The organism is Sphingobium sp. SJ10-10, assembly GCF_036038995.2.
In the GTDB taxonomy this organism is placed as follows: Bacteria; Pseudomonadota; Alphaproteobacteria; order Sphingomonadales; family Sphingomonadaceae; genus Sphingobium.
The window spans coordinates 1,319,186-1,339,886 of the sequence record NZ_CP158132.1 but is presented as its reverse complement, the minus strand read 5'-3'; the positions used below and the strand labels follow the sequence as shown (position 1 = coordinate 1,339,886).

General features: G+C 63.8%; 21 protein-coding genes and 1 tRNA gene. 12 read left to right on the top strand and 10 right to left on the bottom strand.

Going from position 1 to position 20,701, the window contains the following annotated elements; all coding sequences use genetic code 11:
- Positions 1-3: 3 nt before the first annotated feature.
- Positions 4-3,000: a Ti-type conjugative transfer relaxase TraA gene (gene traA / locus VVT58_RS06360; protein ID WP_066560408.1), complete on the bottom strand. Its 2,997-nt coding sequence runs from the start codon at positions 2,998-3,000 to the stop codon at positions 4-6.
- 171 nt (positions 3,001-3,171) lie between these two features.
- Here traA and traD point away from each other — a divergent pair, with 171 nt between their 5' ends.
- Together traD and VVT58_RS06350 are read left to right on the top strand one after the other, a co-directional pair.
- On the top strand, positions 3,172-3,477 hold the full coding sequence (gene traD, locus VVT58_RS06355) for a conjugal transfer protein TraD (RefSeq protein ID WP_066562018.1): 306 nt from the start codon (positions 3,172-3,174) through the stop codon (positions 3,475-3,477).
- A 37-nt stretch (positions 3,478-3,514) separates the two neighbouring features.
- Positions 3,515-3,760 carry a conjugal transfer protein TraD gene (locus VVT58_RS06350; RefSeq protein WP_066560417.1) on the top strand — a complete coding sequence of 82 codons (246 nt, stop codon included), beginning with the start codon at positions 3,515-3,517 and terminating at the stop codon, positions 3,758-3,760.
- Here the strand turns inward: VVT58_RS06350 and VVT58_RS06345 are convergent.
- Entirely contained in the window at positions 3,751-4,071 is a 321-nt protein-coding gene (locus tag VVT58_RS06345; RefSeq protein ID WP_066560426.1) for an XRE family transcriptional regulator, read from the bottom strand. The two genes, VVT58_RS06350 and VVT58_RS06345, sit on opposite strands and share 10 nt — an antisense overlap.
- 2 nt (positions 4,072-4,073) lie before the next feature.
- Positions 4,074-4,436, bottom strand: coding sequence for a type II toxin-antitoxin system RelE/ParE family toxin (locus tag VVT58_RS06340; RefSeq protein WP_066560434.1), 363 nt, complete (start codon positions 4,434-4,436; stop codon positions 4,074-4,076).
- Positions 4,437-4,987: 551 nt separating this feature from the next.
- On the opposite strand from VVT58_RS06340, the gene VVT58_RS06335 reads away from it, so the two are divergent.
- Positions 4,988-5,191 carry an AlpA family transcriptional regulator gene (locus VVT58_RS06335; RefSeq protein ID WP_066560436.1) on the top strand — a complete coding sequence of 68 codons (204 nt, stop codon included), beginning with the start codon at positions 4,988-4,990 and terminating at the stop codon, positions 5,189-5,191.
- 12 nt (positions 5,192-5,203) lie between these two features.
- Here VVT58_RS06335 and VVT58_RS06330 read toward each other — a convergent pair whose 3' ends face one another.
- The 4 genes from VVT58_RS06330 to VVT58_RS06315 all read right to left on the bottom strand — a co-directional run bounded on the left by VVT58_RS06330 (position 5,204) and on the right by VVT58_RS06315 (position 9,337).
- On the bottom strand, positions 5,204-6,436 hold the full coding sequence (locus tag VVT58_RS06330; RefSeq protein WP_066560438.1) for a phage integrase central domain-containing protein: 1,233 nt from the start codon (positions 6,434-6,436) through the stop codon (positions 5,204-5,206).
- Positions 6,437-6,600: 164 nt separating this feature from the next.
- Positions 6,601-6,675: transfer RNA gene (locus tag VVT58_RS06325), tRNA-Glu, on the bottom strand.
- A gap of 292 nt (positions 6,676-6,967) precedes the next feature.
- Positions 6,968-7,756, bottom strand: a complete 789-nt coding sequence (locus tag VVT58_RS06320; protein WP_327752094.1) for a SapC family protein — start codon at positions 7,754-7,756, stop codon at positions 6,968-6,970.
- 141 nt (positions 7,757-7,897) lie between these two features.
- Positions 7,898-9,337 carry an FAD-binding oxidoreductase gene (locus tag VVT58_RS06315; RefSeq protein WP_327752095.1) on the bottom strand — a complete coding sequence of 480 codons (1,440 nt, stop codon included), beginning with the start codon at positions 9,335-9,337 and terminating at the stop codon, positions 7,898-7,900.
- Between the two features lie 78 nt (positions 9,338-9,415).
- Here VVT58_RS06315 and VVT58_RS06310 point away from each other — a divergent pair, with 78 nt between their 5' ends.
- Both VVT58_RS06310 and VVT58_RS06305 read left to right on the top strand, forming a co-directional pair.
- Positions 9,416-9,850 carry a hypothetical protein gene (locus tag VVT58_RS06310; RefSeq protein WP_327752096.1) on the top strand — a complete coding sequence of 145 codons (435 nt, stop codon included), beginning with the start codon at positions 9,416-9,418 and terminating at the stop codon, positions 9,848-9,850.
- Between the two features lie 111 nt (positions 9,851-9,961).
- Positions 9,962-11,311, top strand: a complete 1,350-nt coding sequence (locus VVT58_RS06305) for a DEAD/DEAH box helicase (protein ID WP_327752097.1) — start codon at positions 9,962-9,964, stop codon at positions 11,309-11,311.
- A gap of 143 nt (positions 11,312-11,454) precedes the next feature.
- On the opposite strand, the gene VVT58_RS06300 is transcribed toward VVT58_RS06305, so the two are convergent.
- Both VVT58_RS06300 and VVT58_RS06295 read right to left on the bottom strand, forming a co-directional pair.
- On the bottom strand, positions 11,455-12,081 hold the full coding sequence (locus VVT58_RS06300; RefSeq protein WP_327752098.1) for a hypothetical protein: 627 nt from the start codon (positions 12,079-12,081) through the stop codon (positions 11,455-11,457).
- A gap of 105 nt (positions 12,082-12,186) precedes the next feature.
- Positions 12,187-13,635, bottom strand: coding sequence for a sigma-54 dependent transcriptional regulator (locus VVT58_RS06295; protein WP_327752192.1), 1,449 nt, complete (start codon positions 13,633-13,635; stop codon positions 12,187-12,189).
- 213 nt (positions 13,636-13,848) lie between these two features.
- On the opposite strand from VVT58_RS06295, the gene VVT58_RS06290 reads away from it, so the two are divergent.
- From VVT58_RS06290 to VVT58_RS06270, 5 genes are all read left to right on the top strand, one after another.
- Positions 13,849-13,974, top strand: coding sequence for an aa3-type cytochrome c oxidase subunit IV (locus VVT58_RS06290; RefSeq protein ID WP_327752099.1), 126 nt, complete (start codon positions 13,849-13,851; stop codon positions 13,972-13,974).
- 25 nt (positions 13,975-13,999) lie between these two features.
- Positions 14,000-15,118 (top strand): NAD(P) transhydrogenase subunit alpha, encoded by a 1,119-nt coding sequence (locus VVT58_RS06285; RefSeq protein ID WP_327752100.1) that lies wholly within the window; start codon positions 14,000-14,002, stop codon positions 15,116-15,118.
- 69 nt (positions 15,119-15,187) lie between these two features.
- Positions 15,188-15,457, top strand: a complete 270-nt coding sequence (locus tag VVT58_RS06280) for a proton-translocating transhydrogenase family protein (protein ID WP_327752101.1) — start codon at positions 15,188-15,190, stop codon at positions 15,455-15,457.
- 8 nt (positions 15,458-15,465) lie between these two features.
- On the top strand, positions 15,466-16,269 hold the full coding sequence (locus VVT58_RS06275; protein ID WP_327752102.1) for an NAD(P)(+) transhydrogenase (Re/Si-specific) subunit beta: 804 nt from the start codon (positions 15,466-15,468) through the stop codon (positions 16,267-16,269).
- A gap of 60 nt (positions 16,270-16,329) precedes the next feature.
- Complete coding sequence (locus tag VVT58_RS06270; protein ID WP_327752103.1) at positions 16,330-17,022, top strand: amino acid racemase; 693 nt, start codon at positions 16,330-16,332, stop codon at positions 17,020-17,022.
- Between the two features lie 60 nt (positions 17,023-17,082).
- Here VVT58_RS06270 and VVT58_RS06265 read toward each other — a convergent pair whose 3' ends face one another.
- Positions 17,083-18,498: a short-chain fatty acyl-CoA regulator family protein gene (locus VVT58_RS06265; protein WP_066556135.1), complete on the bottom strand. Its 1,416-nt coding sequence runs from the start codon at positions 18,496-18,498 to the stop codon at positions 17,083-17,085.
- Between the two features lie 120 nt (positions 18,499-18,618).
- Here VVT58_RS06265 and VVT58_RS06260 point away from each other — a divergent pair, with 120 nt between their 5' ends.
- Both VVT58_RS06260 and mce read left to right on the top strand, forming a co-directional pair.
- Entirely contained in the window at positions 18,619-20,151 is a 1,533-nt protein-coding gene (locus VVT58_RS06260; protein ID WP_327752104.1) for an acyl-CoA carboxylase subunit beta, read from the top strand.
- 108 nt (positions 20,152-20,259) lie between these two features.
- Positions 20,260-20,700: a methylmalonyl-CoA epimerase gene (gene mce, locus VVT58_RS06255; RefSeq protein ID WP_327752105.1), complete on the top strand. Its 441-nt coding sequence runs from the start codon at positions 20,260-20,262 to the stop codon at positions 20,698-20,700.
- The last annotated feature ends 1 nt before the right edge of the window (position 20,701 follow it).

The following is a 20,701-nucleotide window of genomic DNA, read 5'->3' as shown; positions in this document are numbered from 1 at the left end:
CTCCTATCGGCTCATGCCAAGGTCGCGGCCATGATCGAACGGCACGGAGTCCGCCAAATCACGGGCAAGGCTGCGGCCCATGTCCACGTCGATGCCCAATTCCTGACGCCGCCCGGACAGCAGCGATTCCATCTGCGCGTCGCGTTCGAGACTTTTCGTCATCCCGGCCATGTCCTGACCGACGCGCTTCGCGCCCCGGAAATCCCCGTCGCGCCGTAGCTCGTCCTGCGCCTGCCGGAGCTGCTGCCAGCCCTCCACGAAGCGGTCGGCGCGGGCGTAGGGATCGGCCCGCAATTCCGCCTCTTGGCTCATCGCTCGTAGCGCGGCCTGGCCGCGCCCCTCCGCGGCCTCGCGGATCAGTTCCGGTTCACCCCGGAACGCGCTGGTGAGGTCGGCGGAGGCATTGGGCCGGATCGCGTCCAGCGTCTCCCTAGCGCGGTCCAGCGCCTCGCGCTGGTGGGGCATGGCGTCGATGCCTTGCGCGCGGGTCTGGTGGATCGCGTCCAAGGCTCTCGCGTAGCGTTCCACCGCCCCGCGCACGCCCCCGGCGCGCATCGGCTTATGCTCGCGCTGGTGCTGGCGGGCCGGATCGCGCTCGGCCATGGATATCGTGCCGCTCAGGTCCAGACCGTCGAAGATGCCGCGCGGGCGTTCGGGCGATGCCGCTGGCTCGCGCTGCTGACCGGGGAGCGAGAGGCGCAAGCCGTCGAAGATCCCGCGCGCCTTCTCCGCCACCGGGCGGACGATTTCCGCGATGCGCCCGCCAAACGTGATGCCGCGCCGTTCGGCATACTCCTTGGCCGGATCGGCGCGGGCATAATCGCTCGCCATGTCCTTCGCCCGCTCGCGCGACAGGACACCGGCAAGCCGGGACTGGTCCTTGAAGTCATCGCGGCCATAGTGAACCTGCGCGCCGTCCCTGTGGCGGGTCATGCCGACATAGGCGGAGTGGCGATCCATTCCCGGCGTGGCGAGCATATGCGCCCGGTCCACGGTCATGCCCTGCGCCTTGTGGAAGGTCGCGGCATAGCCATGATCGAGATGGGCGTAAGTCTTGGTGTCGAAGGCTACGGAGCGCCCGTCATCGGTGCGGACGGCGATATGCTCCGGGCTGACCTTCTCGATGGTCGCCAGCGTGCCGTTCTTCACTTGCAAATCGCGCTCGTTGCGAAGGAACATGATGCGGTCGCCCGATGCGAACATGCGATTGCCGCGCTCGGCCTTCACCAATACGTCGTCGCCAAGCTGGCCCGCTTCGCGCATCCGGTCGCGCGCCGCTTCGTTCAGTTCGCGTACCTCGTCATTGGTATGGGTGAGGATGATCCGCGACTGATCCGGCGCGGCGATGCGCTCGCGGCCCCACTGCTCGACAAGTTCGGCACGCGCCTGTTCGCGCGTCTCGGCGGCATGGACCATGCCATGATCGGCATAGGCCCGGATCGCCTCACCTGTGCGGCCGGTCGCGAGCTGGCGGGTGGCGTCCTGCTGCCACTCGACATGCTGGCGGCGAACCTCTGTAATCTCGACGCCGCCGTGCCGTTCGTGGATCGCACGGAACGCCGCGCCCGCCTCGATGGCCTGCAACTGCTGCGGGTCGCCCACCAGCACAACCCTTGCGCCGGCGTCGGCGGCATGGGACAGCACGCGCTCCATCTGGCGCGTGCCGACCATGCCCGCCTCGTCGATCACCAGCACGTCGCGAGGGCCGAGCATATCGCGGCCCTGCGACCAGCCATGTTCCATGCTGGCGATGGTCCCCGACGCAATGCCCGATCCGTTCTCAAGCCCTTCGGCGGCGATGCCGGACAGTGCCGCGCCGCGCACGTCATACCCGCCGCGCTCCCATGCCTCCCGCGCAACGCCAAGCATGGCGCTCTTGCCCGTGCCTGCGTAACCGACGACGACGCTCAAGCCGCGCTCGCCCGTCACATGCTCGAACGCTGCGCGCTGCTCGCCTGACAACTCCAACCCGCGCCTCTCCGCGCCGGTCAAAGCCGCCTCGCGGGCCTGCTCGTCGGTGCGGTGCCGCTCGCTTGTCGCAAGCAGTTCCGAAGCGCGCTGCAACCGCTGTTCGGTTTCGATCATCTCGCGGCTGGTGAATCTGTCATCGCCGCGCCCGTCCTTGCCGAGTGCGATCAAATCGGGCGAGCCGCGAACGGCGCTCATCGCCCGGTCGAACTGCTCCTTGCCGTCGCTGTGCCGGTGGACGAACATCGCAAGGTCGCGGGTGGTGAACGTCGCCTGATGATGGGTGATCGCGTCGAGCGCGATACGCGGTTCCGCGATGATACGTTCGCCGTTGCGCTGCGCGGTGGCGCGGTGATCCTCGATCCGCTCGGACTCAAGGCCGCGCTCATCCATGCGCGAAGCTGCGGGGCCGATCTTGTCTTGCGGTTCTAGGTCGATGCCCTGCGCTTCAAGGCTGCGGTGGTCGATGCGGGCGTCAATGTCGAGTTCGGCAAGGCGGGTGTTGACGTGATCCGCCCAACGCTCGCGCCATTGCTCGACAAGCTCGGTGCGGTTCCAGTCGCGTTCCTTCGCGCCGAACCCCTGTTCGTTCGCCGCGCGCATGGTGAGCATGACATGGGCATGGGGTTTGGGCCGGCCGTCCGCGCCGATATCCCAATGCACATTGAGGTCGGCAATCATGCCGCGCGCGACAAACTCCGCTTGCACAAAGTCGCGGGCAAGCTCGATGCCCTGCGCCTTATCCATCTCGCGCGGAATGGAAAACTCGACCTCGCGCGCTAGCTGTGCGTCCTTGCGCTTCTCGCCTGCCTCGACCTCGTTCCAGAGGGTTTCCCGATCCGACAAGCGTTCGGGCGCACCTTCGGGCAGCATGATCTCGCTATGCTCGACGCCCGACTTGGCGCGGAAATCATGGTCGCGGTCGAGGCGCTCGTCATGCAGGCGTTCCGCCGCGCGATAGGCCGCCGCCGCAACGGCGCTGCGACCTTGGCCGCGCCCGATGACCTGAACAGAGAAATGGTAGATCGCCATAGCGACATACCATCTACTGCCTCAAGCGCACGTCGGCACGACGTATAAGCGCGCCCTCCTCGAATAAAATCCGAGCAGGGACTAGGCGGTTCCAGAACGTCCCGGCGACTCTACAGCAATACGCAAAGCAATACTCTAGAATCACTCCATCCGCAAAGAATGGAGACTGTGATGCGTAAACCGCGTGACTTTGATTCGGAACTCAAGGCGCTGGCCGACAAGGCGAAGGCGCTCAAGGAACGCCGCGTGCGCCAGCTTGGCGAACTGGTCGCGGCAACCGGGGCCGATGCGCTCGATGCCGATCTGCTGGCGGGTGCGCTACTCGATGCCGTCGCCAGCAAGGACAGCGCGACAAGGGAGGGCTGGCGCAAGGCGGGCGCGGCCTTTTTTCGCAGCAAACAACGCAAGCCTGCGCCGCGATCTGAACAACAGCCGGAAGGCGCTCTACCGCTCCAAGACGGCGCGGCATCACATTGAGGCAGCAAAGGCGCGAACGGACACGCGGGAATGGGTGATGAGGCGACGGGAACGGACACGACACTTGATCGAATTGGGCGGGTTGGTCGTCAAGGCGGGGCTGGTCGATTTGACCGACGATGATCGCGCTACGCTGTTCGGTGCCTTCCTCACGGTCGCGGGCAAGCTGCAAGGCGAGGAACGAGCCAACGCGCTTGCCCTATGGCAGCGCAAGGGCAAGCGCGCGTTCGAGGCGGAAGCGGAAGCCAAGGCCGGGACGGAAAGTGCGACGGGTCAGGCGTGAAGATCGCCAACACCCGTCAGATGCAGGACGCCTTTGCCGGGCAATTCGACGCGAAGTTCCAGCTTGCCGCCCGCTGCCTCAACGAAGCGGCGAAGCGTCGAAAGGTAAAGGTCCGTCTGTCGCTCGATCTTGTGAACGGAAGGCTGCTTCACGCCCAAGGTTTCCGCGATCTGTTCTTGGCTGCGCTCGGCAAGCTGGCGTAACGCTTTTAGTCCCTCGACCTCCGCAACCAATTCCTGCGCGCGCGCCTCGATGCGGCGGCGGCGATCTTCGGGCAGGGCGGCCATGATCTCACTGCGCGAACGTCCCATCGTCATTTCTCCTTCGCGGCCAGCGCCGCCAGATGCTCGTCAAACCGCTTGTCGGCCTTGGCAATCAACGTCTTGTAAAACCGCTTCTGCGCCACGCCTGCCTTGTCGCCCGCAACCAGCAGGATCGCTTGCCGCTCCGGGTCGAACGCAAAAGCCACGCGCCATACACCGCCATCGGCATTGAAGCGCAATTCCTTCATGTTCGCGTGCCGCGATCCGCCAAGCGTATCGGCATGGGGGCGACCAAGCCGGGGACCGTAAAGTTCCAATAGGCCGGTTGCCGCCAAAAGTTCGTCCTGCACCGCATCGGGCATCGCGTCATATTCAGCGTCGAAGGCATCATGGTTGCGAACCGTCCACGGCATAAGGCTATATATCCTCTAAGCTATATTTTGTCCATAGCCTTGAAGCTATGATTGAAGGGGGCGGCCTGCATCTTCCGATTTGTCCGTCTCCCGACCAAATCGGACAAAATCGCCAGTTTTAGAACTAATTTTGCACCTGTCGGCAGTGAAGTGCCTACCCCCCTTGCGTCGCGGAATGAACTGATACAGCATGAGTTCGTGGCGATGGCGGGCCACCGAGAAAGGCTCCGCCATGTCGTGCGAATCAGAACTACGCCAAGTCCATCGGGTCGCATATCCTGCCAGCAAGTCGCGTGATCTCGTGGCTTATTTGTCACGGTTTGGAAAGAAACGTGCAAGCATAGGTCGTAAATCACCGCCTATTGCCGCCGTCCACCGCCATACGCCACCGTTTCCCGTAGTTCGCCGCCGTTTCCCGCCGTTCGATACACTTAGACCGCCGTGAGCCGCATCTTGGTCTTGTCTAGGCCGGGGCGCTCTTGCGCTGTGAATCCGTGCCGCCAATTCTGTTCGTAGGGGGATATGCCAACGTCAAAAACGGAAGTTATGCAATGCCTAACAAGGAAAAGATTATCCGCCTCAAGACGGTGCTGACCCGCACCGGCCTTTCGCGCTCCACTTTGTATAGAAAAATCGCGGAAGGCAGCTTCCCCCGGCAAATCACAATCAGCGTCCACGGCACCGGCTGGCACGAGTCCGCCGTGGATCGCTGGATCGCCAACCCCGCCGCCTACCGCGAGGATCGCGCCGAGTGACGCAAGGCCGGGCTATTGCCCGGCCTTGGCCTTGCGGAACGTGCCTTTGATGACCTTCGCGCCATCGCGGAGGAAATCGAGATGGTCGGACCAGTGCTGCATCATGCGAACGCGCTCATCCCAATACTCGCCGCGCGTATAGGCCCGGCGAACGGCGTTGTTGTCGCAATGGGCAAGCTGACGCTCGATGGCGTCGGGATGCCATAGCCCCATCTCGTTCAAGAGCGTTGCCGCCATCGCCCGGAAGCCGTGGCCGGTCATTTCGTCCTGGGCGAACCCCAAGCGCCGCAATGCCGCGTTGATGGTGTTTTCCGACATGGGCCGATCAACCGACCGCAGGGACGGGAACAGGTAGCTGCTATACTCCGCGTCATGCTCGATGGTTTCTAGGATCGCCAGCGCCTGCCGGGACAGGGGAATGCTGTGGATGCGCCGCATCTTGGTCTTGTGCTTCGGGATGACCCAAAGCGCCTTGTCGAAATCGAAGTCCGCCCACTCGGCATAGCGCAGTTCGCCCGGACGCACGAACACATGGGGGAGAAGTTGCAACGCGGCCTTGGTGTTAGGGTGTCCCTCGAACGTCTCGATGGCGCGGAGCAAACCGCCCGCCTCGTTGCCGCTGGTGATCGCCGCGCGGTGGACGGGCTGGGGCGCAATCAGTGCGCCGCGAAGGTCCGCCGCCACGTCGCGTTCTGCGCGGGCCGTGGCGATGGCGTAGCGGAATATTTGGCTGGCAGTGCTGCGAAGGCGCTTGGCCGTCTCATAGCGGCCTTTGCTCTCCATCTTGCGGAGCATTACCAAAAGCTCCTGTGCGGAAATGGAGGCGATAGGGCGCTTGCCGATGGACTCGTTGATGAAGTCCAGCAGCCAGCGCAATTTCTTCATGGTGACGGCGGAGCGGCCTTCAAGCTTGACCTTCACCAGCCATTCGTCGGCAACCGCCTTGAAGCTGTTGGACGCTGCCACGGCCGCCGCGATCTTTTCCAGCTTGATCTGCTCGGCCGGATCGTTGCCGCGCGCCAGAACCTTCCGCGCTGCGTCCCGCTGCTCGCGGGCTTCGGCAAGGCCGGTGTCGGGATAGACGCCAAAGGCAAGCGTCTTTTGCTTCCCCAAGTGGCGGTAGTTCATGCGCCAGTAGCGGCCACCGTTGGGGGTGACATACAGAAACAGCCCGTCGCCATCGGTGAGTTTGTAGGGCTTTGCGCGGCCTTTGGCCTTGTTAACTGCAACAGCGGTAAGCGCCATGATGGTATCTCCTTTTGGGGGAGGGCCGCGCTACCATCAGATATACCATCAACATGGTGGTATCCGGTGGCACGAAGCCGCTCCGTATGGGATACCTATACCACGAAAAACCCGCAGAAATCAGCCACTTGTGGCATCTTCTGGAACCCTCTGGGAGAGGATTTTGGTGACCCCTACGGGAATCGAACCCGTGTTTCAGCCGTGAGAGGGCCGCGTCCTAACCGCTAGACGAAGGGGCCACTGGTCGCATTGGGCGACGAGCAGGGGGTCGCCTTTAAGAGGGCGGGTACGAACCGTCAAGCGAAACCCGTGTACTTTCCTTCGGCACATAAAAAACCACCCCATGCGATTCGCATGGGGTGGCCAAGGTTCAGGGAGGAGACGCCTCCTAAGGGGGAGGCGCCCATACGACACACCCGAAAGGGGGGCAGGTGCGCCGTATGTTCGGTAAATAGAGAAAGCTGCGCGGAGTTTCAAGTGGCAACGCGCAACCTTTTTCCTTAAAAATTTGTCATAAATGCTTAATTTCAATTAAGATTCAGCAGGTTGGGGCGCTGCGGGCACGGCGATCGGACCCTTGCCCTGCGTCACCTGCGCCTCGAACAGTTCGCGCATCAGTTGCAGCGAGAAGAGATGGGCGTAGATCAGCGGCAGCATGCCGTTCTGGCTGATCTTGCGGAGCTGGTCGCCCCGCATGTCGCGCAGCTTTTCCTCATTCACCATGCGGAAGCCGCGATAGACGAAGGGCTGATCATTGCCCGGCACCTGAATGGCGACTTCGCCGTCCATCAGCAGGTCCAGATCCTTCAGATCCTTCATGAACTGCCCGGTGCGGGCGGCGGCCTGTTCGAAATCCTCGCAGAATTTAAGGACGCCCTGGGTCAGTTCGCTGGGCTTGCCGTCCTCGAACAGCGGCTGGCCGTCCTCGAACGCGCCGATGGCGTCGCTGGTCGGATCGAAGCAGAGCGACAGTTCGTCGCTGTCGGGGCGCAGCTTCGCCAGCATCCAGGGATAGCGGCGGACATAGGCCGGAACATAGGCCGGGCCACGCAGCTTGCCTTCATCGTCGAGGAAGGTGTTGACGCCCTCGTTAAGACCCATCAGCGCCAGCGGAACCGGCTCGTCACCGGCCGAGAAGATGATCGGCACGAAGCGCTGGGCAGCGACGAATTCGTCGACGGTCAGCGGGATCGCATGCTGCTTGGTGAGGAAGGGCGCCGAATCGACGGAGCGGCTGCGATAGGCGGCATGATCGACGCTGCTCAGCGGAATAAGGTCGTTGTAGAAGACGGGAAGGCCGTTCGCGGGCGCGCTTGCCATGATGTGCTAGTCCATTTCTAACAAAAAAGCGGCGCATTTTCCCTTGCGCCGCGGGCCTGATACTGGGCCGAGGGAGATAAAGCCCTCGAGCGCGGGAGGCAATCGCTTTGTCGACGCCCAGTGCTTCTGGCGGGCCTGCCTTCAGCCTTCTTCCGGGCGGGGGATGAGCTTGTCCGGATTCATGATACCCTGAGGGTCGAAGGCGGTCTTGATCGCGCGCAGGGCGTGCAGCCGTGCGGGGCTGGCAAGGCGGCCCAGTTCGGCGCGCTTCATCTGGCCGATGCCATGTTCGGCGGAGATCGATCCGCCCGCCGCAACCACCGCGTCATGGACAAAAGCGTTGATCGTTTGTCCCTCCGCCGCGATCCAGGCCGGGCCGTCCCTCGTGCCCTTGGGTGCGCGGACGTGGAAATGGACGTTGCCGTCGCCCAGATGGCCAAAAGATGAGGCTGTGGTGCCGGGGAAGGTTCTTTCCGCCGCTGCCGCCGCGTCGACCATGAAGGCGGGCATGCGGGCGACCGGGACGCTAATGTCATATTGCAGCGCCGGTCCCTGGGCACGTTCAGATTCGGAAAGCGATTCGCGGATGCGCCAGAAGGCTTCGGCCTGGGCTTCATTGGCGGCGATGGCGGCGTCGACGGCGATGCCTTGCTCCAGCGCTTCGGCCAGCGCGCTTTCGAGCCGTTCGGCGGGGCCGGGTTCGCGCAGGTCGCCATGGTCGACCTCGATCAGCACATGCCAGGGCGTGCGCGTCGCGATGGGGCAGCGGGTGCCGGGAATATGCGAGAGGACATGGCCAAGGCCGTCGTCCGCGATCACCTCGAAACCCTCGACGCTGTCACCGAGACGCGCTTCGCAGAGGCGGAGCAGGGCGAGCGCGTCGGTGGGGGAGGGGACTCCGACCCAGCCCACCGCGCGGGCGGCGATGGCCGGAACCAGGCGCAGCGATGCGGCGGTTATGACGCCCAGCGTGCCTTCGGCGCCGATCATCAATTGCTTGATGTCATAGCCCCGATTGTCCTTCTTGAGGGCGTCCAGCCCATGGAAGATGCTGCCATCGGGCAAGACCGCCTCTATCCCTTCGACCAGCGCGCGCATCGTGCCATGGCGCAGCACCTGCGTGCCGCCCGCATTGGTGGAGATGAGGCCGCCGATCGTGGCGGAACCCTTGGCGCCCAGACTCAAGGGGAAGCGGCGGTCCACGGCGGTTGCGGCATCGTGGAGGTTGGAGAGGATCAAGCCCGCTTCGCACACGGCGAGATTGTCGTCCGGCGACAGGCCGCGGATGCGGTTCATCCTGCGAAGCGACAGGATCAGCGCGGAACCGTCCGCAGGCGGCGTGGCGCCGCCGACCATGGAGGTGTTGCCGCCCTGCGGCACCAGCGCTACGCCAAGGTCCGCGGCCAGTTTGACGGCGGCGGCTACCTGCTCGGTCGTATCCGGCTGAAGGATCGCCACGGCCGCGCCATGATAGCGGCCGCGCCAGTCGCTGAGCCAGGGGGCGATGTCGTCCTCATCGGTCACGACGCGCTTTTCCCCCAACAGGGCGGTGAAGCGGGCGATAACATCTTGTCCTATCATGGGACTGTCCTATGCCTTGGAATTCATCGACGGTTCAACCTTTGGTCCATAGCGTCTGCGTCCCAAAAGGGGTTCGACTTGTTTCATTCCGTCCTGCTGCTGTTGACCGTGCCAGCCGCCGAGCCCGTGCAGTGGGCGCAGTTGACGATCGAGCAGCGCATCATCATTCGCGTGCCGATGGCGAAAAAGGGTCGTGTGCCGGCGCGCCCGGTGCCCGACGCGCGCAATGACTGGAAGGAGAAGAAGGGGCCGCGTTGCATCGCCCTGCGCTCGATTCGGTCGGCAAGCATCCTGATGGACAATGCCATAGATTTGTTGCTGGCGGATAATCACCGCTATCGCGCCAGGCTGGAACGCGGGTGCAACAGCATGGGCTTTTATTCCGGCTTCTATGTCGAGCCCGATGAGGATGGGTCGCTCTGTTCGGGGCGGGACGAGTTGCAGGCGCGCAGCGGCGCCAGTTGCGGGATCGACAGTTTCCGGCGGCTGGAACAGGCCGAACCTGACGAATAAGGGCATCATTTTCGCGATTTTCTTGACAAGAGAGCGATATTTCCGCAAGGCGCGCGCGATTTCCTCTGCGTGTTTTCGCGCGGTGGATAGCCTCCTGTCCCGGACATTTGAATGACTTTTGCCGATCTCGGCCTTTCCGACGAATTATTGAAGGCCGTAAGCGAGGCCGGATATGACACGCCCACGCCGATCCAGGCGCAGGCGATCCCGCCCGTTCTGATGATGAAGGACATTATCGGCATCGCCCAGACGGGGACAGGCAAGACCGCCAGCTTCGTGCTGCCGATGATCGACATATTGGCGCATGGCCGCGCCCGCGCGCTGATGCCGCGATCGTTGATCCTGGAACCGACGCGCGAACTCGCCGCCCAGGTGGCAGAGAATTTCGAGAAATACGGGAAGTATCACAAGCTCAACATGGCGCTGCTGATCGGCGGCGTGCAGATGGGCGATCAGCTCAAGGCTCTGGAAAAGGGCGTGGACGTGCTGATCGCGACGCCCGGTCGCCTGATGGACCTGTTCCAGCGCGGCAAGATCCTGCTCAACGGCTGCAGCATGCTGGTGATCGACGAAGCGGACCGGATGCTCGACATGGGCTTCATCCCGGACATCGAGGAAATCTGCACCAAGCTGCCCGCCCAACGGCAGACTTTGCTGTTTTCCGCGACCATGCCAGCGCCGATCAAGAAGCTGGCGGATCGGTTCCTGAGCAATCCCAAGTCGATTGAGGTGGCGCGGCCCGCGACCGCCTCGATCAACATCACCCAGCGGCTGGTGAAGGTCGATTCGCGCAAGAAGCGTGAAGCGCTGCGGGCGATGCTGGAAGCGGAGGATGTGCTGAGCGCGGTGATCTTCTGCAACCGCAAGACGACGGTGCGCGACCTTAATAAGAGCCTTCAGCGCCATGGCTTCAAGTCGGGCGAAATTCACGGCGATATCGACCAGTCGGCGCGCATCGCGGAACTGGAACGGTTCCGGGCGGGGACGGTGAATATCCTCGTGGCGTCGGACGTGGCGGCGCGTGGGCTGGACATCAAGGGCGTGAGCCATGTGTTCAACTTCGATGCGCCCTGGCATCCGGACGATTATGTCCACCGCATCGGCCGTACCGGCCGGGCAGGGGCAAAGGGGGTCGCCTATACCTTCGTGACGGCGGACGATGCCGAGGCGATCGACAATATCCAGAAGCTGATCAAGCAGAAGATCGAGATGATCGATGCACCGGCGGCTGCGGCTCCGGCTGAACGCGGCGCCGATGAACCGCGCAAGGCGGACAGGGACCGGCGGAAGGATCGCAAACCCGACCAGCGCCGTGAAGAGCGTCGCCCTGAAGAGCCTCGCGCGGCGCGTCCCGAAGGCAATGGCGCCCGTCCGCGTCGGCCCGAGCCGGTGGATAGCGGTCCGGACGAGGGCTGGAACGGGCCGGTTCCGGAGTTTCTGTCGGTCGGCTTTGGAATTTAGAGCGCGCTGCGTTCTATCGGACGCAGGGCGCGCTTTAGTTCTTTGATTTTACGCGATTTATTAACCGGCGATCGATTGGCTGTGCCGAACTGCGTTTTCGACCGCTTGGAGCCGAAGGCCAGCGCAGCTAAATCGCTCTGGCGTCAGGGCGTCGCGGCGTTGGCCGCTGGCGTCGCCGCCGCGCTACCCTCCGGCGTCTGGGCCTTGGGCGCGAAGATGTGCAGGCTGTCCAGCGTCTTTTCCGCCATCGTCTGATATTGCTCGCTCAGCATTTCGGGATAAACGAAGCTGGCGGTGACGATGGTGCCGTCCGGCTGTTTCAAAAGGCGCAGCGCGACATTATTGCCCTCGCCGTCATTGGCCGTGCCGCGATATTCATTGTTCCCGATATAATCGCCGCTGACCCCTTCGGAACCTTCGTTCACGGTTTCGACAATCTGTTGCAGCGTCTGGTCCCCATCCTTCTTCTGCCAGAAGATGCGGACATCCGCGCCTGCGCCGGGATCCTGATAAACCACGCCGTCGGCATTGCTGGAGGCGGCGTCCTTTTCCCAGCCTTCGGGGAAGGTGATGGAAAAGCCGCGCTCGACATTGACGTAATTGCGGGAGGCCGGGGTGTCGGCCTTGGCGCTGGCCATCGCCTTGGCCGCGGCCGCGTTGGCGGCGGCGGCAAGCTCCTCCTGGCTCGGCAGATCCTCGACAGGTTCGGCGCGGCCGCAGGCGACCAGCAGCAGGAGGGGCAGGGCGACGGCAAGGGAGGTTCTTTTCATCGCTCTCCCAAAGCATAGCCGCCGCAACATTTCAACTTTGCAGCCGATCGTTGAGCGATGGGGCGACGGCGGGAAGAGGCTGTCCGCCCTACTTCCGTCACGCGATCATGCGGCGCTGTCGATCCCCAGTTCCGCCAGCTTGCGGTAGAGGGTCGAGCGGCCGATGCCCAGCCGACGAGCCACTTCGGTCATCCGCCCGCGATAATGACCGATGGCCAGGCGGATGACGTCCGCCTCGATCTCGGCCAATTGGCGGACATGGCCGTCGCCTTCGAACAGGGTGATGCCGGCGGCCTCCCGATGCGGCTGGGGCACGGCGCGCAGCCGGCCATGGTGCGTGTCGCCATGGGCGCGGCTACGGATATGGGCGGCGATCTGCGGGAAATCCTGCGGCGTCAGGGCATCGCCCTCACACAGCACGGCCGCGCGGAACAGGGCGTTCTGAAGCTGGCGGACATTGCCCGGCCAGTCATGCTGCATCAGCAGCGCCAGCGCATCGTCGGTCAGGCCCAGGCCACGCAGCCCCGGCTGGATCGCGATGCGGGAGAGCAGATGGCGGCAGAGCGCCGGCACATCGCCCAGACGTTCGCGCAGCGGCGGAATGGTGAGCTGCACCACATTCAGGCGGTAATAAAGGTCTTCGCGGAAGCGGCCCGCCTCGATTTCATCATGCAGCCGCTTGTTGGTGGCGGCGATGACGCGGACGTCGACATGGATCGGGCGGCGCGCGCCGATCGGCTGCACCTCGCCATCCTGCAGCACGCGCAGCAGCTTCACCTGCGCGTCGAGCGGCATTTCGCTGACTTCATCCAGGAAGATGGTGCCCATGTCGGCTGCGGCGAACTTGCCGATCTGTCGCTCGAAGGCGCCGGTGAAGGCGCCGCGCTCATGGCCGAACAGGTCCGATTCGACCAGATTGGCGGGAATGGCGCCGCAATTCACGGTGATCATCGCCTGTTTATGGCGGGGGGAGGCGGCATGGATCGCGCGAGCGATCACATCCTTGCCGACGCCGCTCTCGCCTTCGATCAGCACCGGCACGCGGGCGCGGGCCGCCTTGGCCGCTATGGCGAGCGCGGCGCGAAATTGGGGCGCGGCGCCGACCACGTCCTCGAAGGAAAGGGCAGCGGGGATTTTTTCGGTGAGCGGACGCAACTCGCCCTTGCCATGATCGCCGTTCAGCGTGGCGTTGAGGGCCGCGAGCAGCCTTTCGGGCGCGATCGGCTTGGCCAGATAGTCCGTGGCGCCCGCCCGCATCGCTTCCACCGCGACGGCGACATTATTGTGCGCGGTCAGGATCAGGATGGGCAGAGCCGGGCGGCGGGCGCGCAACTCGCGGATCAGGCCGGTCGGCTCATAGCTCGGACTCCACTGGTCGAGCAGCACGGCGTCGAGCCGCATGCCGTCCTGCGTGCCCAGCATCGCGATCGCGGTATCGCCGTCATTGGCGAAGATGGTGCGCCATCCAGCGCGCGCGGCCAAAGCCGAAACCAGCCTGCGCTGCGCCGGCTCGTCATCGATCAACATCAGCATCGGAACGCCGTCGCGCACCATCTTACCCCTCATATGCGAACTGGCGTCCAAAGGTAGAGGGGAGGGGTAAAGACCGGCTTAACCGAAAAGATTTTCTTGTTCGCTCACGACTTGAGGGGGGGAGGGCTTGACGATAAGAGGATGCCGACGAAACAGGCCGGAGCATTTTCAACCTGACCCTTCGCGGTCAACGGCTCGGAAAAATACGGCTCCGGAAACAGAGAGGGACAGTGCATGGCTTTGGACGGGAATTTGAACAGCGCAACCCAGACTTATGAAGGGTTCGTGTCCCTTATGAAATGGGGAACGATCGCCAGTGCCGTGGTCGCCGCTTTGGTCGTGGTGCTGATCGCCAGCTAAGGCGGGCGACGGCAGGGGGATGTCCATGAAAATAGCGATTGTCAGGGAGCTTGCCGAGGGTGAGCGCCGCGTTTCGGGTACGCCGGAAACGGTCAAGAAGTTCAAGGCGCTGGGCGCCGATGTCGCGGTGGAGGCGGGCGCTGGCCTGACAGCCTCCATATCCGACGCTGATTATGCCGCCATGGGAGCGACCGTGGCGGACCGCGCCGCGACCGTGGCGGGTGCCGACATCATATTGGGCGTGCAGGGGCCGGACCCGGCCAGCATTGCGGGCGCCAAGTCCGGAGCTTGGATCGTCGCAGGTCTCAATCCCTTCGTGGAACGGGCGCGGGTCGATGCCTATGCCGCTGCGGGATTCGAAGCGCTGGCGATGGAGTTCATGCCGCGCATAACCCGCGCGCAGTCGATGGATATCCTGTCGTCCCAGTCCAACCTGTCCGGTTACAAGGCCGTGCTGGACGCCGCCGCCGAATATGGCCGGTCCTTCCCGATGATGATGACCGCGGCGGGCACGGTGTCCCCGGCCAAGGCCTTCATCATGGGGGTTGGCGTCGCGGGCTTGCAGGCGATCGCGACCGCCAAGCGCCTGGGCGCGCAGGTTTCCGCGACCGACGTGCGTTCCGCCACCAAGGAACAGATCGAGAGCTTGGGCGCCAAGGCGATCTTCGTGGAAAGCGTTGCGGGCATAGAGGGCGAGGGCAAGGGCGGCTATGCCACCGAAATGTCGGAGGAGTATCAGAAGGCGCAAGCCGATCTGGTGTCCGGCCATATCGCCAAGCAGGACATCGTCATCACCACGGCGTTGATCCCCGGCAGGGCCGCGCCGCGCCTGATTTCCGACGCGCAGATCGCGACGATGAAGCCGGGCAGCGTGATCGTCGACCTGGCCGTCGAGCAGGGCGGCAATGTCGAGGGCGCGGTGCTGGGCGAAGTGGTCGAGCGGCATGGCGTCAAGATCGTCGGGCACAAGAATGTGCCTTCGCGTCTTGCGGCAGACGCGTCCGCTTTGTTTGCGCGCAACCTCTATAATTTCCTCTCCGCCTTCTGGAACAAGGATCAGAATGCGCCGGTGCTGGATGAGGAAATCGGCAACGCCATCCGCGTGACGCAGGGCGGCAAGGTCGTCAGCGAACGACTGCTCTGACGCGGGGGCAGTCTTGTCCTGCGTGACGGGGCTTGACCGCAGGCGACTTCATGCAATGAGGAGGAACAGATGACCCTGTTCCTCCTCATTTCCTTTTTGGCCGCCTGTGGCTTTGGAATGGTCGTCGGATGGCGGGCGCGGCCGGATGACGGCTGGGCGCTGGCGGCCATCCTTCAGATGCTGTCATCCGCCATTTTGATCGGCGCCCTGATCGTCTCGGCGGAGGCGGGCAGCGCGGCGGCGCGGACGCTGGGGCTGCTCGGCATAGTCATGGGCAGCGCGGGGCTATCCGGCGGTTTCGTGGCAGCGAGGCGGCTCGACACGCCGCCACGTCCGTGATGGAGGGTATGAATCCGACGATTCTGACCGGCTGGTCGATTGCGGCGTTGCTGTTCGCGGCGGCCCTGCTGGCTCCGTTTGGAACCGGGCTGCGGCGTGGTGCCAGTTCGCTTGTGGCGGCGATGACGGTGGCCGGTGCGGTGACGCTCTACAGCCATGATGTCATGGCCCTGCCGCAGATTTGCGCGGCGCTGATTACCGGAGGCGCAGTCGGGTTGGCGTTGGGACGCGGCCTGCCGCGATCCGCGCTTCCGGCGCTGCTGAGCGGGCTGGTCGGGCAGGCCGGTCTGGCGGCGGTTTTTATCGGAGCGGCAGCATGGCGCAATCCCCATGCTTTCGGCCTGCTGGACGATGTGACGGACCGGCTGCGCATCGACGGCGCCGTCGCGATCGGAACGGCCGTTGCGTGGGGAGCGATGGCCTGCGGGGGGGCAGTAACGATCCTGTGGCGCGGGTCGGTGCATCAGGCGGGATATCCTCTTGTCGCGAGCGTTATGCTGCTGGCGACGGGCGGGTGTGTCGCGGTCTTTGTCGCGAATCCTCAGATCGGTTGGCTCCTGGCGTGCGTTGGAGTCGCGCTGCTTGCGGGCCGAGGGTTGACGAAATGGGGCATGGGCGCGGGCACGGAGCCTGCCCTGGCGTTGGTCGGTGGCTTCGCCGGCTGGGCCGTGGCGGCGTCCGCTTTCCTGATGGAAAATATGGCGATGGCCGTTGCCGGTGGGCTGGCGGGCGCAGCGGGAAGCCTGTTCGGCGCGCGCCTTTGCGGCGGGGCGGGCAGGAAGGGGCTTGCCGATGGGGGACGCCGCCCCTAACGATTTGAGGGGAGAGACAGGCCTGTCCGGCTTTGTCGGCGCATTGGGGTAAGCGGATTCATGAAGAAGCTCGGTCTGATAGGCGGTCTTAGCTGGACGTCGACGGCGCGCTATTATCAGATCATCAACCAGGCCGTATATCGCGCCCGCGGCGGCCAGCACAGCGCGCCGCTGCTGATCGAAAGCCTGGATTTCGCGGATATAGGCCGCTCCACCACCGAGGAGGAATGGACCCATGCGGCGGACGTGCTGACCGCTTCGGCGCGACGGCTGGAGCAGGGCGGCGCAGCGGCGCTGCTGATCTGCGCCAACTCCATGCACCGTGTTTATGACGAGGTGCAGGCTGGCGTCGACATTCCGATCATCAACATTGCCGAGGCGGTCGGGCGCAAGATGCAGTCGGACGGCATCGAAAAAGCAGCGCTGATCGGCACGCGCAACGTGATGACCGAGAAATTCTACCGCCAGCGGCTCGTCGCGCACGGCATTTCATTGTTGCCGCCCGATATGGAACTGGCCGAGCGGATCGACCGGATCGTCTATGACGAGTTGACCATCGGCAAGGTCAGTCGCGAGTCCGAGCGCTATATGAAGTCCGAACTGACCGACATCGCCAAGGAACATGTGCAGGCCGCGATCCTGGCCTGCACGGAACTGGAGATGATCGTCGACGTGAAGGCGAATGTGCTGCCGATCTATGACGGCACCAGCATCCATGCCCGCGCCGGGGTGGATGTGATTTTGGGGGAATAGCGCATCGCTTTTGTCCGCTATCCATCCGATTTGCTTCTCCAAGCCCAGTTCAGGAACATCCTAGCCGATCCAGTAGGGCACGATCTGGCGGTTATCGGGATCGACGTGGATGGGCCGGTCGGCCGGAGGGAAGGCGCGTTGGTCGCAACTTTGGCGCGGGCAGAGGCGGCAGGTGATGCCGATCGGCGTCGCGGCGCCCTCCACCTCCAGTTGCAGGCCGTCGGCATAGACGAAATTCGCCGCGTGGGCGATTTCGCAGCCCAGCACCACCGCGAAGCGGCGCGGGGTGCGGCTGTAGCTGCCTGATGGTTTCACCAGCCCCTTCGCCATGGAGACATAGCGCACGCCATCGGGGGTCTCGCCAAGCTGGATGTTGATCCGGTCGGGGACGGCGACCGCTTCATGGACGTTCCACAAGGGGCAGGCGCCACCGAAGCGCGCGAATTGCAGGCGCGTGGCGCTGTGGCGCTTGGTGATGTTGCCCGCCATGTCGACGCGGCAGAAGAAGAAGGGGATGCCGCGCAGGCCGGGCCGCTGGAGGGTCGAAAGACGATGGCAGGCCTGTTCGAAGCTTACGCCGAAGCGGCGGGCGAGACGGTCGATGTCGTGGCGAACATCGCGAGCGGCTTCGCGGAATGGAGCGTAGGGCATCAGCAACGCGCCCGCCGCATAATTGCCGAGGCCGATGGCGAGCAGGCGGTCGGCGCCCATGACGGGCAGCGCCGCTTTGCTCACCACGTCAGCGATGACCGCCTGCCCCTCCAGCATCATGAGCTGGTGGGCGAGCATGAACTTGCGGCTTTCTGTGGGCAGGGCGGCGTTGACGAACAGGCGCCGCTCGCTGCTGGTATAGGAGCGGAGCGCGGAATCCGGGGTCTCCGCGATCAGCGTCTCGATCCCGTGGCGGCGGGCCAGCGCTTCGACCAGCATGCCTTCGTCCAGGGTCTGGCCGGCGGTGAAGCTGGCGGCCATGTCTTCCGCCAGGCAGTCGAGAGCGTGGACATAATTGCCCGCCTCATGGAACCAGTCGCGCGCGGCTTCCCAGGGCAAGCGGGCCTGGACCGCATGATCGTTGGCGATCGCCTCCTCGATCATGTTGATGCGTTCATTGGCGCGCATATGGGCGTTGTAGAGATCGACATAGCGCGCCGCGAATTCCGGAAATTGCAGGTGCAGCTTCTCGATCCGCTCCGGTTCCAGCGCGGCGCCGGGCAGTTCGGGATGGGCGAGGGCGTAGGTGAAGGCGCCAAGAAGCTGCTCCTCCTCCCGGCTGTCGAAGCTGGCCCAGTCGGTGGGAAAGGCGCTGGCGAGCGCGGCCTTCACCTTGGCGGTGAGGGGGCGGTCGTCATTTTCCATCTGGCTGAGATAAGAGACGGATATGCCCAGCGCCTGGGCCATGGTCGCCTGGTCCATGCGATGATCCAGGCGGAGTTGGCGCAGGCGCGGACCTGCGAAGATTCGATTGCCACGAGCCATGATTCGTCCATAATTTGCAAAGTCGCAATTTGCAAATTAGCAAAATTGCATTTGCGAAAATGCGAAAAGATTGGAAGGGGCGGGCGAAGATGTCCGCGACAAGCCGGAGAGAAGCCTTATATGTCGAAGCTCGCCATCATCGAACAGCTCGAAGCCAAGCGCGATGCCGCGCGCCTGGGCGGCGGCCAGCGCCGTATTGACGCCCAGCATGCCAAGGGCAAGCTTACGGCCCGCGAGCGGCTGGAAGTGCTGCTGGACGAGGACAGCTTCGAGGAGCTGGACATGTATGTCGAGCATAATTGCATCGACTTCGGCATGGATGAGCAGCACATTCCGGGCGACGGCGTCGTCACCGGATCGGGCACCATCAACGGTCGGCTGGTCTATGTCTTCAGCCAAGACTTCACCGTCTATGGCGGCGCGGTGTCGGAACGACACGCGATGAAGATCTGCAAGATCATGGACATCGCCATGAAGGTCGGCGCGCCGGTCATCGGCCTGAATGACTCGGGCGGCGCGCGCATCCAGGAAGGCGTGGCTTCGCTCGGCGGTTATGCGGAGATTTTCCAGCGCAATGTGCTGGCGTCGGGCGTGGTGCCGCAGATCAGCGTGATCATGGGGCCGTGCGCGGGTGGTGCGGTTTACTCGCCCGCCATGACCGACTTCATCTTCATGGTGAAGGATTCGAGCTTCATGTTCGTGACCGGGCCGGACGTGGTGAAGACCGTCACCAACGAGGTCGTGACCCAGGAGGAACTGGGCGGCGCGGTGACGCACACCACCAAGTCGGGCGTGGCCGACGTGGCGTTCGAGAACGACATTGAGGCGCTGTTGGCGGTGCGCGATTTCGTGGACTTCCTGCCCGCTTCCAACAAGGAGCCGGTGCCGGAGCGTCCGAGCGCCGATGCGTGGGATCGCATCGAGGAAAGCCTGGATACGCTGATCCCGGCCAATGCGAACCAGCCCTATGACATGCATGAGCTGATCCGCAAGGTGGTGGACGAGGGCGACTTTTTCGAAGTGCAGCCGGCCCATGCGGGGAACATCCTCTGCGGTTTCGGGCGGGTCGAAGGCAAGACCGTTGGGATCATCGCCAACCAGCCGATGGTGTTGGCGGGCGTGCTGGACATCAATTCGTCCAAGAAGGCCGGGCGGTTCGTGCGCTTTTGCGATGCGTTCGAAATTCCGATCGTCACCTTTGTCGACGTGCCGGGCTTCCTGCCGGGGACGGCGCAGGAACATTCGGGCATCATCAAGCATGGCGCCAAGCTGCTGTTCGCCTATGCCGAGGCGACCGTGCCGAAGATCACCGTCATCACCCGCAAGGCCTATGGCGGCGCCTATGACGTTATGGCGTCCAAGCATCTGCGCGGCGACCTGAACTATGCGTGGCCGACTGCCGAGATCGCGGTGATGGGCGCCAAGGGCGCGGTGGAGATCATCTTCCGCGGCAAGACGCCCGAGGAGATCGCGGAAAAGACCAAGGAATATGAAGACCGCTTCGCCAATCCCTTCGTGGCGGCGAGCAAGGGCTTCATCGACGAGGTGATCCAGCCGCATTCGACCCGCAAGCGGATCGCCCTTGGCCTGCGCAAGCTGCGGAACAAGAGCCTCGAAAATCCGTGGAAGAAGCACGACAATATTCCGTTGTGACGGCCCGGGCCGTCATCCCAGCGAAGGCTGGGATCTCAGGCGGCCAGACGGAGCTTTTGGGGCATGAGACCCCAGCTTTCGCTGGGGTGACGAAAATGGTGAAGTAGTATGAAACTCGGCCGTCTCAATCATATCGGCGTCGCGACGCCTTCGCTGGAAGCCAGCATCGCTTATTATCGCGACGTCATGGGCGCGACGATCACGCACGAGCCTTTCGACCTGCCAGCGCAGGGGGTGAAGGTCTGCTTCGTCGATACGCCGGGCGAAAATGGCACCAACGGTACGCAGATCGAACTGATCGAGCCTTTAGGCGAGAACTCGCCCATTCATGGCTTCATCGCCAAGAACCCGGCCGGTGGGCAGCATCATATGTGCTATGAAGTGCCTGACATTATCCAAGCCAAGGGCTGGTTCGAAGGGCTGGGCAAGAAGGTGCTCGGCGAACCGCGCATCGGCGCGCATGGCACGCTGATCTTCTTCGTCCACCCCAAGGATATGAACGGGGTGCTGACCGAAATCATGGAAACGCCGAAAGAGGGCGCGCATTGAT

Coding starts and splice junctions, on each gene's coding strand:
- VVT58_RS06285 (WP_327752100.1), top strand. CDS start 14,000: ATGAAAATAGCGATTGTCAGGGAGCTTGCCGAGGGTGAGCGCCGCGTT.
- VVT58_RS06290 (WP_327752099.1), top strand. CDS start 13,849: ATGGCTTTGGACGGGAATTTGAACAGCGCAACCCAGACTTATGAAGGG.
- VVT58_RS06340 (WP_066560434.1), bottom strand. CDS start 4,436: ATGCCGTGGACGGTTCGCAACCATGATGCCTTCGACGCTGAATATGAC.
- VVT58_RS06265 (WP_066556135.1), bottom strand. CDS start 18,498: ATGGCTCGTGGCAATCGAATCTTCGCAGGTCCGCGCCTGCGCCAACTC.
- traD (WP_066562018.1), top strand. CDS start 3,172: ATGCGTAAACCGCGTGACTTTGATTCGGAACTCAAGGCGCTGGCCGAC.
- VVT58_RS06295 (WP_327752192.1), bottom strand. CDS start 13,635: ATGGTGCGCGACGGCGTTCCGATGCTGATGTTGATCGATGACGAGCCG.
- VVT58_RS06315 (WP_327752095.1), bottom strand. CDS start 9,337: ATGATAGGACAAGATGTTATCGCCCGCTTCACCGCCCTGTTGGGGGAA.
- VVT58_RS06320 (WP_327752094.1), bottom strand. CDS start 7,756: ATGGCAAGCGCGCCCGCGAACGGCCTTCCCGTCTTCTACAACGACCTT.
- VVT58_RS06270 (WP_327752103.1), top strand. CDS start 16,330: ATGAAGAAGCTCGGTCTGATAGGCGGTCTTAGCTGGACGTCGACGGCG.
- VVT58_RS06300 (WP_327752098.1), bottom strand. CDS start 12,081: ATGAAAAGAACCTCCCTTGCCGTCGCCCTGCCCCTCCTGCTGCTGGTC.
- VVT58_RS06275 (WP_327752102.1), top strand. CDS start 15,466: ATGAATCCGACGATTCTGACCGGCTGGTCGATTGCGGCGTTGCTGTTC.
- VVT58_RS06260 (WP_327752104.1), top strand. CDS start 18,619: ATGTCGAAGCTCGCCATCATCGAACAGCTCGAAGCCAAGCGCGATGCC.
- VVT58_RS06345 (WP_066560426.1), bottom strand. CDS start 4,071: ATGGGACGTTCGCGCAGTGAGATCATGGCCGCCCTGCCCGAAGATCGC.
- VVT58_RS06305 (WP_327752097.1), top strand. CDS start 9,962: ATGACTTTTGCCGATCTCGGCCTTTCCGACGAATTATTGAAGGCCGTA.
- mce (WP_327752105.1), top strand. CDS start 20,260: ATGAAACTCGGCCGTCTCAATCATATCGGCGTCGCGACGCCTTCGCTG.
- VVT58_RS06335 (WP_066560436.1), top strand. CDS start 4,988: ATGCCTAACAAGGAAAAGATTATCCGCCTCAAGACGGTGCTGACCCGC.
- VVT58_RS06350 (WP_066560417.1), top strand. CDS start 3,515: ATGAGGCGACGGGAACGGACACGACACTTGATCGAATTGGGCGGGTTG.
- traA (WP_066560408.1), bottom strand. CDS start 3,000: ATGGCGATCTACCATTTCTCTGTTCAGGTCATCGGGCGCGGCCAAGGT.
- VVT58_RS06280 (WP_327752101.1), top strand. CDS start 15,188: ATGACCCTGTTCCTCCTCATTTCCTTTTTGGCCGCCTGTGGCTTTGGA.
- VVT58_RS06330 (WP_066560438.1), bottom strand. CDS start 6,436: ATGGCGCTTACCGCTGTTGCAGTTAACAAGGCCAAAGGCCGCGCAAAG.